This is a genomic window from Actinopolymorpha sp. B9G3 (assembly GCF_040120725.1).
Taxonomy (GTDB): Bacteria; Actinomycetota; Actinomycetes; order Propionibacteriales; family Actinopolymorphaceae; genus Thermasporomyces.
The window spans coordinates 123,457-138,278 of record NZ_JBEEAB010000002.1 but is presented as its reverse complement, the minus strand read 5'-3'; the positions used below and the strand labels follow the sequence as shown (position 1 = coordinate 138,278).

Annotated in this window: 13 protein-coding genes; 6 read left to right on the top strand and 7 right to left on the bottom strand. The window is 69.6% G+C overall.

Going from position 1 to position 14,822, the window contains the following annotated elements:
- Positions 1-79 precede the first annotated feature (79 nt).
- The 5 genes from ABNF93_RS03740 (at position 80) to ABNF93_RS03720 (ending at position 5,279) form a co-directional block, all read left to right on the top strand.
- Positions 80-772, top strand: coding sequence for a hypothetical protein (locus ABNF93_RS03740; protein WP_349326098.1), 693 nt, complete (start codon positions 80-82; stop codon positions 770-772).
- A 132-nt stretch (positions 773-904) separates the two neighbouring features.
- Positions 905-1,918 carry a magnesium and cobalt transport protein CorA gene (locus tag ABNF93_RS03735; RefSeq protein ID WP_349326097.1) on the top strand — a complete coding sequence of 338 codons (1,014 nt, stop codon included), beginning with the start codon at positions 905-907 and terminating at the stop codon, positions 1,916-1,918.
- A 222-nt stretch (positions 1,919-2,140) separates the two neighbouring features.
- Positions 2,141-2,575, top strand: a complete 435-nt coding sequence (locus ABNF93_RS03730; protein WP_349326096.1) for a hypothetical protein — start codon at positions 2,141-2,143, stop codon at positions 2,573-2,575.
- 150 nt (positions 2,576-2,725) lie between these two features.
- Positions 2,726-3,745: a LacI family DNA-binding transcriptional regulator gene (locus ABNF93_RS03725; RefSeq protein ID WP_349326095.1), complete on the top strand. Its 1,020-nt coding sequence runs from the start codon at positions 2,726-2,728 to the stop codon at positions 3,743-3,745.
- 76 nt (positions 3,746-3,821) lie between these two features.
- Positions 3,822-5,279: a sulfatase family protein gene (locus ABNF93_RS03720; RefSeq protein WP_349326094.1), complete on the top strand. Its 1,458-nt coding sequence runs from the start codon at positions 3,822-3,824 to the stop codon at positions 5,277-5,279.
- Positions 5,280-5,677: 398 nt separating this feature from the next.
- Here the strand turns inward: ABNF93_RS03720 and ABNF93_RS03715 are convergent, their stop codons facing one another.
- Positions 5,678-6,586 (bottom strand): DinB family protein, encoded by a 909-nt coding sequence (locus tag ABNF93_RS03715; protein WP_349326093.1) that lies wholly within the window; start codon positions 6,584-6,586, stop codon positions 5,678-5,680.
- A gap of 210 nt (positions 6,587-6,796) precedes the next feature.
- Between ABNF93_RS03715 and ABNF93_RS03710 the strand changes: the two genes are divergently transcribed.
- On the top strand, positions 6,797-8,461 hold the full coding sequence (locus tag ABNF93_RS03710; protein ID WP_349326092.1) for a glutamate--tRNA ligase: 1,665 nt from the start codon (positions 6,797-6,799) through the stop codon (positions 8,459-8,461).
- A 390-nt stretch (positions 8,462-8,851) separates the two neighbouring features.
- Here ABNF93_RS03710 and ndk read toward each other — a convergent pair whose 3' ends face one another.
- The 6 genes from ndk to ABNF93_RS03680 all read right to left on the bottom strand — a co-directional run bounded on the left by ndk (position 8,852) and on the right by ABNF93_RS03680 (position 14,794).
- Positions 8,852-9,262, bottom strand: a complete 411-nt coding sequence (gene ndk / locus ABNF93_RS03705; RefSeq protein ID WP_349326091.1) for a nucleoside-diphosphate kinase — start codon at positions 9,260-9,262, stop codon at positions 8,852-8,854.
- A 74-nt stretch (positions 9,263-9,336) separates the two neighbouring features.
- Positions 9,337-9,822, bottom strand: coding sequence for a DUF4233 domain-containing protein (locus tag ABNF93_RS03700; protein ID WP_349326090.1), 486 nt, complete (start codon positions 9,820-9,822; stop codon positions 9,337-9,339).
- 10 nt (positions 9,823-9,832) lie between these two features.
- Complete coding sequence (locus ABNF93_RS03695; RefSeq protein WP_349326089.1) at positions 9,833-11,212, bottom strand: bifunctional folylpolyglutamate synthase/dihydrofolate synthase; 1,380 nt, start codon at positions 11,210-11,212, stop codon at positions 9,833-9,835.
- Positions 11,213-11,345: 133 nt separating this feature from the next.
- Complete coding sequence (locus tag ABNF93_RS03690; protein ID WP_349326088.1) at positions 11,346-11,777, bottom strand: PIN domain-containing protein; 432 nt, start codon at positions 11,775-11,777, stop codon at positions 11,346-11,348.
- A 5-nt stretch (positions 11,778-11,782) separates the two neighbouring features.
- Positions 11,783-12,016 carry a DUF6364 family protein gene (locus tag ABNF93_RS03685; protein WP_349326087.1) on the bottom strand — a complete coding sequence of 78 codons (234 nt, stop codon included), beginning with the start codon at positions 12,014-12,016 and terminating at the stop codon, positions 11,783-11,785.
- Positions 12,017-12,085: 69 nt separating this feature from the next.
- The gene (locus ABNF93_RS03680; RefSeq protein ID WP_349326086.1) at positions 12,086-14,794 is read right to left on the bottom strand and encodes a valine--tRNA ligase; all 2,709 of its coding nucleotides are present in this window, start codon (positions 14,792-14,794) and stop codon (positions 12,086-12,088) included.
- Positions 14,795-14,822: the final 28 nt, after the last annotated feature.

Genomic DNA, 14,822 nt, shown 5'->3' with positions numbered 1-14,822 from the left:
CCTGGGTCCGAGGGCCAGATCGTCAGGTTTGGACTCGAGGCTCGATGGGGTCGGAGAACTCAGTGGGTCGGAGGTATCGGTGGGGTCGTACGAAGCAGACAGCGTAACCGGGACCGGGAACCCGGAAGCTCCGCGGACCGAGGCGGACGCCGCGGCGGCGGATCGGGCCCTCGATCCCGCCCGCGTCGCCGAACTGCTCCAGCGGCAGGACGATCTCCAGGCCGAGGCGGGGCAGGTGAGCGCCGACCTCAGGCTCGACGTCGTACTCGGCCAGGTGGGGCGGGTGGTGCCGATCGGCAGCGCGGCGTCCGGGTTGATGGTGTGGCGTGACCTCGACCTCAGCATCTACTGCACCGGTGCGGAGCCTGGCCGTGACGTGGCGACAGCGCTCCGCGACCTGCTCGCCGATCCGCGCCTGCTCGAGGCGGAGTACCGGAACGAGGTGGGTCCCCGCAGCCCGTCAGGCGGCACCCACGACCAGCGCTACTACGCCGTCCTCCACTACCTCGGCGCCGGGGACCAGGAGTGGAAGATCGATCTGTCCTTCTGGACCGACGCCGGACCTCGGGGCGAGTTCATCGACGCGGGGCGGCTCCGCGAGCGGCTCACGGACGAGACACGCCTCGCCGTCTTGTGGATCAAGGACGTGTGGCATCGCCTGGACTGTTATCCGTACGAGGTCGGCGGCATGGAGGTCTACGACGCCGTCCTGAACCACGGGGTGCGGACGCCCGCCGAGTTCGCGACCTTCCTCGCCGGCGGCAGTGCGTAGCGCCAGAGTTACGCCGAGGTAGAGGCGGCATCCGGACGACACCGAAGACCACGCCGGCTCGGCAGCCGGAATGCGTACGACATTGCGGGCACAATGGCACCCGAGTAGGAGCCGCTGACACAAAGGACCGCAATGAGCGTCGTCGACAACGCGATCTACGCGGGCGGGCACCGGATGGAGCCGGAGTCGCTCGACCAGACCTACGACCTGCTCCGCCAGAGTGGCGGCATGGGGTGGATCGGGCTCTACCGACCCGACGACGACGAGATCAGGTCAGTCGCCCGGGAGTTCAGCCTGCACGAGCTCGCCGTCGAGGACGCGGTGCACGCCCACCAGCGACCGAAGCTCGAACGCTACGGCACCACGCTGTTCGTGGTCCTGCGGCCGGCCCGCTACGTCGACCACGAAGAGGTCGTCGAGATCGACGAGCTGCACGTGTTCGTCGGGCCCGACTTCGTGGTCACCATCCGGCACGGCCCCGCGCCCGAGCTGAAGCCGGTACGCAGTCGCCTGGAGGGACAGCCGGACCTGTTGAAGATGGGTCCGGAGGCCGTGCTCTACGCGATCATGGACCAGGTCGTCGACGACTATCAGCCCGTCCTCCGGGGCCTGCAGCACGACCTGGACGAGATCGAGACCGAGGTCTTCGGCGGCGAGATCGAGGTGTCCCGCCGGGTCTACCAGCTCTCCCGCGAGGTGATCGAGTTCGACCGGGCGTGCCGGCCGCTGGTCGAGGTGCTCGACGCCCTGATGGCAGGTTTCGACAAGTACGCCGTCGACCTCGAGCTGCGTCGGTTGCTGCGTGACGTCCGGGACCACGCGGTACGGGTCGCGGAGCGGGTTGATTCGTTCCGGCAACTGCTGGGGTCCATGCTGACCGTCAACTCCGCGCTCGTCGCCCAGAGGCAGAACGAGGAGATGAAGCGGCTCTCCGAGGCAAGCTTCGAGCAGAACGAACAGGTCAAGCGGATCTCGGGATGGGCCGCCATCATCTTCGCGCCGACGCTGGTGGGCACGGTCTACGGCATGAACTTCGCCTCCATGCCCGAGCTGGACTGGGCCTATGGCTATCCGTTCGCGCTCGGACTGATGTTCGTGGTGGGGCTGATCCTCTACGCCTTCTTCAAGATCCGCGGCTGGCTCTGAGGGGCGGCGCGTCCACCGCTCCCCTCACGTGGAAGAGGGGCACCCCGACCAATGGGTTCGCCACAGGGGCACCCCCCACCAGCCCGGCTCCGCCACAGGGGCACCCCCCACCAGCGCGGCTCCGCCACAGGGGCGGGCACCCCCAACCAGTTGGAGGGTCGCCGTCGGGGTTCCCGGCAAGGCGTGATCGGCGCAGGGGCTGGCGGATGGCACCATAGGCGCATGGCTGCGTTCTTGCTGCTCCCCACTGGCGCCGACCTGACCCTCGCCGATGTCGAGACCTGGGTCGCGCGGGCGAGGGCGCTCGGCGCCGCCGACTCCGCGCCCGTTCAGGTCGGCACGCCACCCCTGGCAGGTGACGACAGCGCCGAGGTGGCACTCAGCGTTCCGGTCACCGTGTCGCGCACGATCATCCCTGGCGCCGCTCCCGCCACGCCGGAGCCGGACGCTGAGGTCGCGGACGAACCTGAGGCTGAGGCTGAACCTGAGCCCGAGGCTGAACCTGAGCCCGAGGTCAGGGCCGGTGCGGTCGGGCCCGAGGCCGAGGTCAAGGTCGGCTCTGCCGCTGAGGCGGAGCCTGGAGCCCCGAGGCGGCCCGCCGGCCGAGGAGCGCCGCCGCCGGCGGTCTTCGGCTCGGGGTCCGCCCTCGTATCCTGACCAGGCCCGCGCGCTTCGCCGGCACTCACGGCGGCCGTGCCGCTTCGTGTGCCGGCTCGTAGACCGCGTACTTTTGCATCCGTGATGGCCCCGGTGCCCGGTGGCGGACAGGGGGTTGACCCTGGAGGTCGCCTCCTTAAACGTATAACCATGCCAGGTCGCCAGCATCCGACCTCACGGGACGTCGCCGAACTCGCCGGCGTCTCGGTCGCGACCGTTTCCTACGTCATGAACGGACGAGACGACCGCCGGGTCAGCGCCCAGACGAGGGATCGGGTACTGGCTGCCGCCCAGCAACTGGCGTACGCACCCAACCAGTCCGCCCGCAGCCTGCGACGCCGGCGAACTGAACGGGTCGTTCTGGTCGTGGGATCCATCGGCGTACCCGCCTATGACGAACTCGCGATCGACCTGCACGCCAGTGCCGACGATGCCGGCTACGGCGTGATCACACTCGTCGTCGACACGCCTGCTCGGGCGCTCAAGGCCGTCGATCTCCTGCGCCAGCGGATCGCCGACGGCGCCGTCATCGCATCCTCCGTCCCGCACATGCAGGAGGACACTCTCGCCAGCCTTGCCCGCGCGGGACTCCCGTTGGTCGTGATGAGCAACAGCGTGAGGCCGGACGGCTTCGATGTCGTACGAGCCCCGGAACGCCAGGCGTGCGGCGATGCTCTTGACCATCTCTTCCGGAGTGGCCGGCGACGGATCGCCTTCGTCGGGCACGCGCACGAGGTGGCAGCCGAGGAAGCATCTGAACGCCGGACCGCGTACGTCGACGCCCTCGAACGCCACGGCGTCCCTGCTACCGAGCAGATCATCGTGCCGGGGGCGAACTCGCGCGTTGCCGGCTACCGGGCCGTGACGGATCTCCTTGCCCGGCCCGACCGGCCGGACGCGATCTTCGCGGCGTCGGACCGGGCCGCCATCAGCGCGATCCGTGCCACGGTTGATGCCGGGCTCGCCGTACCAGAGGACGTGGCCGTGATCGGGGTCGGCAACCTGGAGGAGGGCGTCGTCACCAGACCCACCCTCAGCACCGTCGGACCGGCGGCGCAGGACTACGCGGAGGTCGCACGCCTGTTGTTCGACCGCGTCCTGCGCGACACACCGCTGCCAGGGCGCGAACGCCTCACTCCCTGGTCCTTCATCCGCCGCGGCTCGGCCTGATGCCTCGAGTGGTATCAGTGTGAGCCGGGCTTCCCACGCCACGCCGTCGCCCCAACCCCCTGCGAAAGGTTCGTCGATGCCATCAGATTCGCCCACGCCGTCGAGTTCCCCGGCCAGACGTCCCAACGTCATCGTGGTCTTCACCGACCAGCAGCGCTGGGACACGACCGGCGTGCACGGGAACCCGCTCGACCTCACGCCGAATTTCGATGCGCTGGCGCGGGCCGGAACCCATGCGGTACAGGCGTTCACACCACAGCCGGTGTGCGCACCCGCCCGTGCGGCGATCCAGACCGGGGTCTATCCCACGACGTCCGGCGTCTATCGCAACGGCCGCATACTTCCCGACGACGCCCGCACGCTCGCCCACCACTTCGGATCGGCCGGCTACGCGACCGGCTACATCGGCAAGTGGCACCTCGCCAATACCGAACCCGTGCCGGAGGCGCAGCGCGGCAACTACCAGTCGTGGCTTGGGGCCAACGTGTTGGAGTTCGTTTCCGACGCCTACCGCACCACAGTGTTCGACGACTCCGGTACGCCGGTGATGCTGCCCGGCTACCGGTCCGACGCGTTGATCGACGCGGCGATCCGGTTCGTTGCCGATCGCTCGTCGCCCGACGGTTCCGGCGCGGCCACGCCGTTCTACCTCTTCCTTTCGCTGATCGAGCCGCACCACCAGAACGAGGTCGACACCTATCCGGCGCCCGAGGGTTACGCGGAGCGCTACCAGGGCAGGTGGATGCCGCCCGACCTGGCCGCGCTGTCGGCGAAAGGGCTCGGCACGGCGCACCAGCACCTCGGTGGCTATTGCGGACAAGTACGCAGGATCGACGAGGGGTTTGGCCGGCTGCTCGACGCGCTGCGGAGCATGGGACTGGCCGACGACACGATCGTGGCGTTCACCTCCGACCACGGCAGCCACTTCAAGACCCGGAACACGGAGTACAAGCGGTCCTGCCACGACGCCTCGATCCGGGTGCCGCTGGCCCTGCGGGGTCCGGGCTTCGACGGCGGCGGTGCGTTGGATCGGCCGGTCAGCACGATCGACCTACCGCCGACGCTGCTCGACGCGGCGGGGTTGGAGGTGCCGGCGCAGATGCAGGGGCGGTCGTTCCTGCCGTTGCTGCGCGACCCTGCGGCCGAATGGCCGGAGGAGGTGTTCGTCCAGGTCAGCGAGTCCGAAGTGGGCCGGGCGGTGCGTACGTCCCGGTGGAAGTACTACGTCGTCGACCCCGACGCGCACCCGTGGAACGACGCCGCTGGGACCCGGTACGTGGAGACGGCGCTCTACGACCTCGCCAACGATCCGTACGAACTGGTCAACCTGGCGGGGATGCCGTCGCACCGCAAGGTGGCGGACGACCTGCGGGCGCGGCTGGTCGCGCGGATGCGCGAGGCCGGCGAGGCGGAGGCGCAGATCGAGCCGGCGCCCGCCGTGCCCGCGGTCGCTCAGCGCAGAACCGACCCGGCCGTCCACACGTCGACACGTACGCCCACCCGCTTCGGCCACCAGCCGCCCGCCAGCAGGTGAACCCTGCGCAAGACCTGCAGGTCGCCGCGGATGACCGTGAGCGCCGGGCAATAGGGCGGCGAACGCCGGAGAATGACCACGCTGAGCATGCGTCTGCTCGCCCGAACAGGCACCACGCGCCGCGGGACTCCACAAGCCTGCTTGCCTAGGTCACTCAGGCTCCACAAGCCTGCACACCAAGGTCACTCAGGCTCCACAAGCCTGCACACCAAGGTCACTCACCGCGCCAACCAGGCGTCTGCTCGCCGAAACAGGCGCCGACACTTTGCGGAGTCCCACAAGCCTGCTCAACGTGGTCAATCTCCGGGCCGAGCAAGGCGCCTGTACACCGGGACAGGCACCGACACGCTGCCGGCTACCACACACCTGCTCAGCGTGGTCATTTGCAGCGGCGCGCGCTACGCCTGCAGAGCGTCGAGATAGGCCGCTACCTTGTCGTGGCCGAAGTGCGCCGCCCAGCCCCGCGGAGTGTCGCTGAACGTCGGATCCGCGACACCCCGGTCGGCACCGCGCTCGACGAGAAGCCTGACCACCTCGACCTCGCCCGCCCCGGCGGCGTAGTGGAGCGCCGACGCACCCGGTTCGCCCGCCGCGAGGTTGACCGGAAACCCGAGTTCGACGAGCAGGCGTACGACATCCCACCGCTGGCGGGCGGCGGCCAGACGCAGCAGGTCCGGTTGGCCGGACCGCGCCACGTCGACCACGCCGGGATCGGCGGCCCACAACGCCTTGGCCACTGCCATGTCACCCCCCAGGCAGGCGGCAACGAACGGCTCCCGCGGCCGACTCGCACGGTAGAGGTCGCGCACGACCGCGATCTCGGCACCGTGGTGGATGAGCTCGTCGAGGATGTGCAGGATGAACGACAGCCGCGTGTGTGCGGCGTACGGACCGGCGATCGGGCCCATCGTCGTACCCAGCCCGTCCTCGTCGACCGCCGTCAACCGGCGGCGCCAGGCAGTGTGGGCGCGGTCGAGCGCCCGCAGTGCGTCGGCCGCGGTGCCGGGCACGGCCGGTTCGCCGTCCTCAGGCGTCGGCGCCACGTCGACCCAGGTCGCCGTACGCGCGGCCTGGAGAACGTCGATGACGTGGCTGATCCGCCAGGCGGCCGTGGTGAAGGGCGCGGGCTCCGGCGGCAGAGCCGCCGAGTCCATGGCGAAGGTCCCGTCCCCCACCGCGCGCACGGACCAGCAGTCGGGCGCGGGATCCCAGAGGTACTCCTCGTCCGTGAGCCCCGTGAGCCGGGTCCGCAGCCGGCTCCACGCGTAGTCGGACAGGCCGACCAGGTCAGACTTGAGGTAGGTCATGCCCGGCACCGTACGACGGCTCGCGGACAGTACAGGTCCTCGATTCCTGATCGACTCCGGTGACCACTCGAATCGCGACAACCGGGTCCTGAGAGACTTCGTACGCGGGCGCTGTCTCCGGTCGCGCGCCGAACCCCCACCGGAGAACCGAGCCCGCCCCGACGAAGCCCCGACGAAGCCATGCCCTTCCAGAATGTGGAGCCGCCACCGATGCTCGACCGCGCCGCCGTCGACGCCCTCTTTCCCGCCGACCTTCCGGAGCCGGCGGACTGGGAGCAGCGCTTTCCACCGCGCGACCTGCCCGAGGGAGCGAAGGTCACCCGGGTCGGTCCGTCGCCCACCGGCTCGCCGCACATCGGTCTCATGTACGTCGCCATGATCGACCGCGACATCGCACACTCCACCGACGGTGTGTACATCCTCCGCGTCGAGGACACCGACCAGGCGCGGGAGGTCGCGGGGGCACTCGAGCAGTTCGAGCGGGCGTTCGCGTACTTCGGGATCACGCCGGACGAGGCAGAAGACGTCGCCGGACACGGAGAGTCCGGGGCCTATGGTCCGTACCGGCAGACACAGCGCTCCCTCATCTACCAGTCGTACGTCCGTGAGCTGCTCCGCCAAGGCAAGGCCTACCTCTGCTTCGCCACCAAGGAGGACCTCGAGCGCACCACGAAAGCACAGCAGGCGGCGCGGCTTCCCACGGGCTACTACGGCAAATGGGCGACGTGGCGCGATGCGCCCGCGGAGGAGGTCGAGAAGCGGCTCGCCGCCGGGGAGGCGTACGTCGTGCGCTTCCGCTCGCCGGGCGAGACCGGTGCGCGGGCCCGCTTCGTCGACGCGATCCGCGGCCCGCTGGAGCACGAGGCCAACCGCAACGACGCCGTGATCCTCAAGTCGTCCGACACCGAGCCACGGCTGCCGACCTACCACTTCGCGCACGCCGTCGACGACCACCTGATGCGGGTCAACCTCGTGATCCGAGGCGAGGAGTGGATCTCGTCGGTGCCGCTGCACCTGCAGCTGTTCGAGGCGTTGGGCTTCGAGCCGCCGGAGTACGCCCACATCGCGCCACTCCTCAAGCAGGAGGGGGGCAGCAAGCGCAAGCTGTCCAAGCGCAAGGACCCGGAGATGTCGGTCGACTTCTACATCGAGGCCGGATATCCCCGGGAGGCGGTGCTCCACTACCTGCGCGGACTGGCCAACGGGCGGCTCGCCGACCTGCCGCTGGACGAGGCGCTGGCGACGCCCATCTCTTTGGCCGAGTTCGGGGTCGCGGGTCCACTCTTCGACGTCGTGAAGCTCGAGGACATCAGTGCCGACCACATCGCCGCCCTGTCCGGCGAGACGATTCTGGAGGCGGTCAAGGAGTGGGCCGCGACCTACGACCCACCGGTGCGGGCGGTGCTGGACGGCGAGCGCGACCTGGCGCTGCGTGCCCTCGCGGTCGAACGGGAAGGGGTCGACAACCCGCGCAAGGACCTGCGCAAGTGGTCGGACTTCCGTCCGGCGTACGGCTTCTTCTTCCCGGGGCTGTTCGAGGTCGTCTCCGACGCCGCCGATCCGCGGCTCGGTGGGCTGGCGCCGGAGCTCGTACGCACGGTGGCGGAGGAGTTCGCGTCCGGCTACCAGCCACTCGACGATCCGCAGGAGTGGTTCGGTCAGATCCGGGCGCTGGCCGCGCGGCACGGGTTCGCCAAGAACGCGAAGGAGTACAAGCGGGATCCGGACGCCTATCCGGGGTCGATTCGTGAGGCGGCGCAGGCGATCCGGGTGGCGCTCACGGGTTCGACGCGGAGTCCGGACCTCTTCGCGGTGGCGCAGGCGCTGGGGCCCGAGGAGGTCGTCCGCCGGGTCCGCGCTCTCGCTTCCGGCTGAGCGGCCTGATCCCTTCGCGGGTTCGTTGACAGTTGCCTACCCCCCAGGATGCCTACCCTCCGACGAATGCTGATCCCCTTGTGATCATGATCGTGATCATGAAAGTAAACGGGGCTGGCCATAGGTCCGCGTGACGTTCACCATTCTGTTTGCGTTCATGATCGTGGTTCCGCGACCTCCGACTCCGGACCGTGAAGGAGACCGGGTAGCGAGACCGGGTAGCGAGACCGGGTAGCGAGACCGGGTAGCGAGACCGGGCCATAGCGCGGTCATGAAGCGAAACCGGACCATGAAGAGAAACGGGGCAATACGTACGCCAAAGCTTCATGATCACGATCATGATCACGGGGAGGCGGCGCCGGCGGGACGTTCGCGGAGGAGAACAGGCCGTCAGGCGAGGTGGGGGAACCAGAGGGCGATCTCACGCTTCGCCGACTCGGGCGAGTCTGAGCCGTGGACGAGGTTCTCTCGATTGGACAGGGCGAGGTCTCCCCGGATCGTCCCCGCCGCGGCCTTGCGGGCGTCCGTCGCACCGCACATCAGGCGTACGACCTCGATCGCCTCGTCACCCTCGAGTACCGCGGCCACCAGCGGACCACTCGTCACGAAGTCGCGCAACGGCGGGTAGAACGCCTTCTCCACATGCTCGGCGTAGTGCCGGTCCGACATGGCACCGTCGATCGTCCGCAGGTCCATGGCGACAAGGGTGAGCCCCTTGCGTTCGAATCTGCCAAGGATCTCGCCGACAAGACCCCGGCGTACGGCGTCGGGCTTGAGTAGGACCAGGGTGCGCTCGGACACGCGTCAACTCCTCCAGAGGCGATCAAACGTGCGCAGCGTAACGGGTCGGTGCGGCCACGCTCACCGCGCGCCCCTCACGTATCCGGGTCTCGCCGCTGCCCGCCCTCCGGTTCAGCCCGCGCGCCCTCTGCGCCCTCACGTTCTGCGTTCTCGCGCTCCGCGTTCTCGCGCTCCGCGCCCTCACGCTCCGCGCCCTCACGCTCCGCGCCCTCACGCCCGGCACCCTCACGTTCAGCGTTCTCGCGCTCCGCGCGTTCCGCCGTGATCCGCCGGTCGAGGCGCAGGCACACGAACCACAGCACGGCAAAGATCGCCCCGAGGAGGAACATCAGCGGTACGACGAACCCCAGCCCGATCGCGATGACCTGCAACACCGAGCCGGCGATCCGCCCCACCCGGTAGCGCAGCAGACCCGTCACCACGAGGCACGCCACCGCGAGTCCCGCACCCACCGCGCCGGCGAGCCCTCCGTCCACACCACTCAGTGCGACCGCGACCGGAATCGCGAGCGCGACGATGATCGCCTCGAACACCAGGATCGCCGACAGGACCGGACGCATGACCGCCAACTCACCCGGCCCCGAGCAGGACCCGCGCCTCGCCGGCGGTGATGACGGACCCTGTGATGAGGACGCCGCCGCTGCCGAGGGCGGTGCTCTGTTCTTCGGCGAGCCGGACCGCGAGGTCGATCGCGTCGTCGAGGCCCGCGGCCGTCTCGACCCGGTCCTCGCCGAAGATGTCGACGGCGACCTCGGCCAGTTCAGCGGCGGGCATCGCCCGGGCGGTGGAGTTCTGCGTACACACGATCCGGTCCATCACCGGCTCGAACGCCTCCAGCACGCCTTCGATGTCCTTGTCCTGCATCATCGCGACACAGCCGACGAGCGGCTCGAACGAGAACGCCTCCCCCACCGCGGCCGCTGTCGCCCGCGCGCCATGCGGGTTGTGGGCGGCGTCGAGCACGACCGCCGGGCTCCGGCGTACGACCTCCAGCCGACCGGGTGAGCTCACCGCCGCGAAGCCGGCCCGGACCAGCTCGGCGTCCAGGCCCTCGCCTTCGGTCACGCCACCTGCGAGGAACGCCTCGACCGCGGCGAGCGCGCACGCGGCGTTGTGCGCCTGGTGGACGCCGTGCAGCGGGAGGTAGATCCCGTCGTACGTCCCGGACAGCCCTTGGATCGTGACCTGCTGCCCGCCCACGGCGAGCTCACGTTCGACGACGCCGAACTCCAGCCCCTCCCGCGCCACGCTCGCGCCGACCTCGGCGGCCCGGCGCATCAGGACCTCGGCGACCTCCAGCTCCTGCTGGGCGATCACCGCAACGGCGCCCGGCTTGATGATGCCGGCCTTCTCCTCCGCGATCTCCGCCGGCGTACTCCCGAGGTACTTCGCGTGGTCCACCGCGACCGGCGTGACCACGGCCACCTTGCCATCGGCGACGTTGGTGGTGTCCCATCGGCCGCCGAGACCGACCTCGAGCACGGCGACGTCGACCGGAGCGTCGGTGAAGACCGCGAAGCCCAGCGCTGTGGAGGCCTCGAAGAACGACAGGGGCCGGTCGAGCCGGGCATCGGCGAGTTCGAGGAAGGGGGCGAGCTCCGCGTACGCCTCGACGAAGCGGTCCGGCTCCACCGGCTCGCCCGACAGGCTGATCCGCTCGCGTACCTCGGCCAGGTGCGGGCTCGTGAGCCGCCCTGTCCGCAGGCCGAACGCCACCAGCAGGGCGTCGATCATCCGGGCCGTGGTGGTCTTGCCGTTCGTACCGGTGATGTGGATGACCGGGGCCGAGTGCTGCGGGTCGCCGAGCAGTTCGCAGAGGTGGCGGATCCGGTTGATGTCGGGTCGCTCGATCGACTTGTGCTCGGCGAGCCGACCGAGCAGTGCCTTCTCCGCCTCGACGTACGCCGAACCGGTGGTCTTCGCGTTCGCACGCTCCTCAGGACTGGCCATGCCTGCCTTCGATCGCTGTCTGGGTCACCCACGTATTGTTCCGCGCCGGTCGGCCCACGCGGTGAGAGGGGGTTCATCGAGCTGGCGGCGCGCCGGCTGGTGGCCGCACCATCACGCGTCCACCGACGTGCCGTTAGCCGGAGGCGTCGGCGAAGGGGTTCTCCACGGTGAGAGCGCCGAACGTTCGGCCGTGCTGGAGGTCCTCGGTGAGCAACCTGCTCGCACCGGCACGTCGGGCAGCCTCGACGATCAGGGCGTCCCAGAACGACACCGAATGCCGCTCGTGCAACTCCGACGCAGCGAGGATCAACGCAGCGTCGGGCGATACCACTGGCCATCCGGAGTAGCCGCGAAGCACCCTGCGCGCAGCTGCATGCGACAGCGGCTGCCGGAAACGCCGCGTCGCCGTGTTGTAGAACTCCTGCAGAACTTGCGTGCTGACGACGCCGGCCTTTGTGCGCCAGAGGATGTCCAGCGCCTCCAGGGCGATTGGTCGTTTCTTCGCCTCGTCCAGATCGTAGGCATAGGCCAGGATGTTGGTGTCGACGAAGGTCAGTGGAGGCACCAGCGTCAACGGTCGTAGAGATCTTCGCGCTTCCAGTTCCGGCCTCCCCCGTGAGTGGCGTCCTCGAGCGACTCCCGCGCGATCCGCCACGCCTCGTTGTAGCGCTCGTCAGCGGCGGTGAGATCTTCGATCTGCTGAGCGACCAGCCGACTCACCGACGTGCCGCGGTTCGCGGCGAGGACGCGGGCCTTGGCGATTGTTTCCTCGTCGAGTTGGACGGTGAGGTTCCGCTTAGCCATGCCCACAGTCTGTCACGTGGAGCACGCGGATGCCACGGGATTCGCCGCTGGCGAATCCGTGGCATCCCGTCAGCCCTCGGGCAGGCCGGCCAGCTGGCTCTCGATCCGGGCGATCTCGGCGTCGGCCGACGCGAGCTGGCCGCGGACCTTCTCCACCACGGCGGCCGGCGCCTTCGCCAGGAAGTCCGCGTTGCCCAACTTCCGGCCCGCCTGGTCCCGCTCCTTGCGGGCGCTGCCGAGGTCCTTCTCCAGGCGCTTGCGCTCGGCGCCGACGTCGATCGTGCCGGCGGTGTCGAGCTCGACGGTGACGTTCTCGATCAGCACCGACGCCGTCCGCGAGAAGCCGTCACCGGGCGCCTCGAGCCGCAGGAGGGTACGAATGGCCCGCTCATGGGACGCGAGAACGGTCGCGTTGATCCCCACCAGCTGGGCCGGCACGCGCTGACCAGGCTTCAGGCCCTGGTCGGACCGGAAGCGCCGGACCTCGGTCACCAGCCGCTGCAGTGACCCGATCTCCGCCTCCGCCTCGTCATCGGCATACGACGGGTCGGCGGCCGGCCACTCCGCGACGACCACCGACTCGCCTCTCGTGACGGCGAGCCACAGCTCCTCGGTCACGAACGGCATCACCGGGTGGAGCAGCCGCAGCAGGCGGTCGAGCACGTGTCCAAGGACCGCCCGCGTGCCGTCAGCCGCCGCACCGCCCGCTGTCAAGGTCGTCTTGGCAAGCTCGAGGTACCAGTCGCAGAACTCGCTCCACGCAAATGCCTGGATCGCCTCGCACACCTTCGCGAACTCGTACGTCTCGTACGACGCGTCGACGTCGCCGATCAACCGGTGCAGCCGAGACAGGATCCACCGGTCGGCGGCCGACCGCTGGTCGGCGGGCGGCAGCGGCAGGGCGGGATCGGCACCGTTCATCAGCGCGAAGCGGGTCGCGTTCCACAGCTTGGTGGCAAAGTTGCGCGAGCCCTGGCACCACTCCTCGCTGACGGGTACGTCGGCGCCGGGGTTGGCGCCGCGGGCCAGGGTGAACCGCGTCGCGTCCGCGCCGTAGCGGGTGATCCAGTCCAGCGGATCGACGACGTTGCCGAACGACTTCGACATCTTCTTGCCGTGGGCGTCGCGGACCATGCCGTGGAGGACGACGGTCCTGAAGGGGACGGAGTGGACGGGGCCCTTGTCCTGCATGGCGTAGAGCCCGAACATCGCCATCCGCGCCACCCAGAAGAAGAGGATGTCGTAGCCGGTGACCAGAACGCTGGTCGGGTGGTAGCGCGCGAGGTCGGGCGTCTCGTCGGGCCAGCCGAGCGTCGACACCGGCCACAGCCCGGACGAGAACCAGGTGTCGAGCACGTCCTCGTCCTGTGTCCAGCCGTCGCCGGTGGGAGGCTCGTCGTCCGGGCCGACACACACGACCTCGCCGGCTGGGCCGTACCAGACGGGAATCCGGTGCCCCCACCACAGCTGGCGGGAGATGCACCAGTCGTGCATGTGGTCGACCCAGGAGAAGTACCGCTTCGCCATCTCGGGCGGGTGGATCTCGATCCGGCCGTCGCGTACGGCGTCGCTCGCGGCCGCGGCCAGCGGCTCCACCCGGACGAACCACTGCAACGAGACTCGGGGCTCGACCACCGTGTCGCAGCGCTGGCAGTGGCCGACGGCGTGGCGGTACGGGCGTACCTCCTTCACGATCCGGCTCTGCTCCCGCAGCGCGGCGACGACGGCGGGACGTGCCTCGAACCGGTCCAGCCCCTGGAACGGACCGTGGGCGGTGATCACCCCGTGCTCGTCCATGATCGTGATGCTCGGCAGGTCGTGCCGCTGGCCGATCTCGAAGTCGTTGGGGTCGTGCGCCGGCGTGACCTTGACCGCGCCGGTGCCGAACTCCGGGTCGACGTGGACGTCGGCCACGATCGGGATCCGCCGCCCGGTCAGCGGCAGCTCCACCTCGGTGCCGACCAGGTGGGCGTACCGCTCGTCGCTCGGGTGGACGGCCACCGCCGTGTCGCCGAGCATCGTCTCGGGTCTCGTCGTCGCGACGACGACGGAGGCGTCCCCTTCGCCGTAGCGGATCGACGTCAGCTCGCCGTCGTCGTCGGAGTGCTCGACCTCGATGTCGGACAGTGCGGTGAGGCAGCGGGGACACCAGTTGATGATGCGTTCGGCGCGGTAGATCAGGTCGTCCTCGTACAACCGCTTGAACATCGTGAGCACGGCGCGCGAACGGCTCTCGTCCATCGTGAAGCACTCGCGGCTCCAGTCGACCGAGTCGCCGAGCCGGCGCATCTGGCCGAGGATCGCGCCACCGGACTCGGCTTTCCACTGCCAGACGCGCTCGACGAACGCCTGCCGGCCGAGGTCGTGGCGGGAGAGTCCTTCCTTGGCGAGTTCGCGTTCGACGACGTTCTGGGTGGCGATGCCGGCGTGGTCCATGCCCGGGAGCCAGAGGGCGTCGTAGCCCTGCATCCTGCGGCGGCGGATCAGGACGTCCTGGATCGTGTGGTCGAGCGCGTGGCCGACGTGCAGGGAGCCGGTGACGTTGGGCGGTGGGATGACGATGGAGTACGCCGGCTTGTCCGAGCCCTCGCCACCCGCGGAGAAGTACCCGCGCTCGATCCACCGGTCGTACAACCGCTGCTCGACCTCGGCAGGGGCGAACGCCTGAGGCAGTTCGCGCGCGGGCGTGCGAGCCGGGGGCTGCGCTGAGGTTGGGGCCTGCGCGGGAGCCGGTGCTGGGGCCTGCGGGGAGGGATCGGGACGCTCGGGCGCACTCATGCGGTGCAGTGTAGGGACCCTCCCGCCC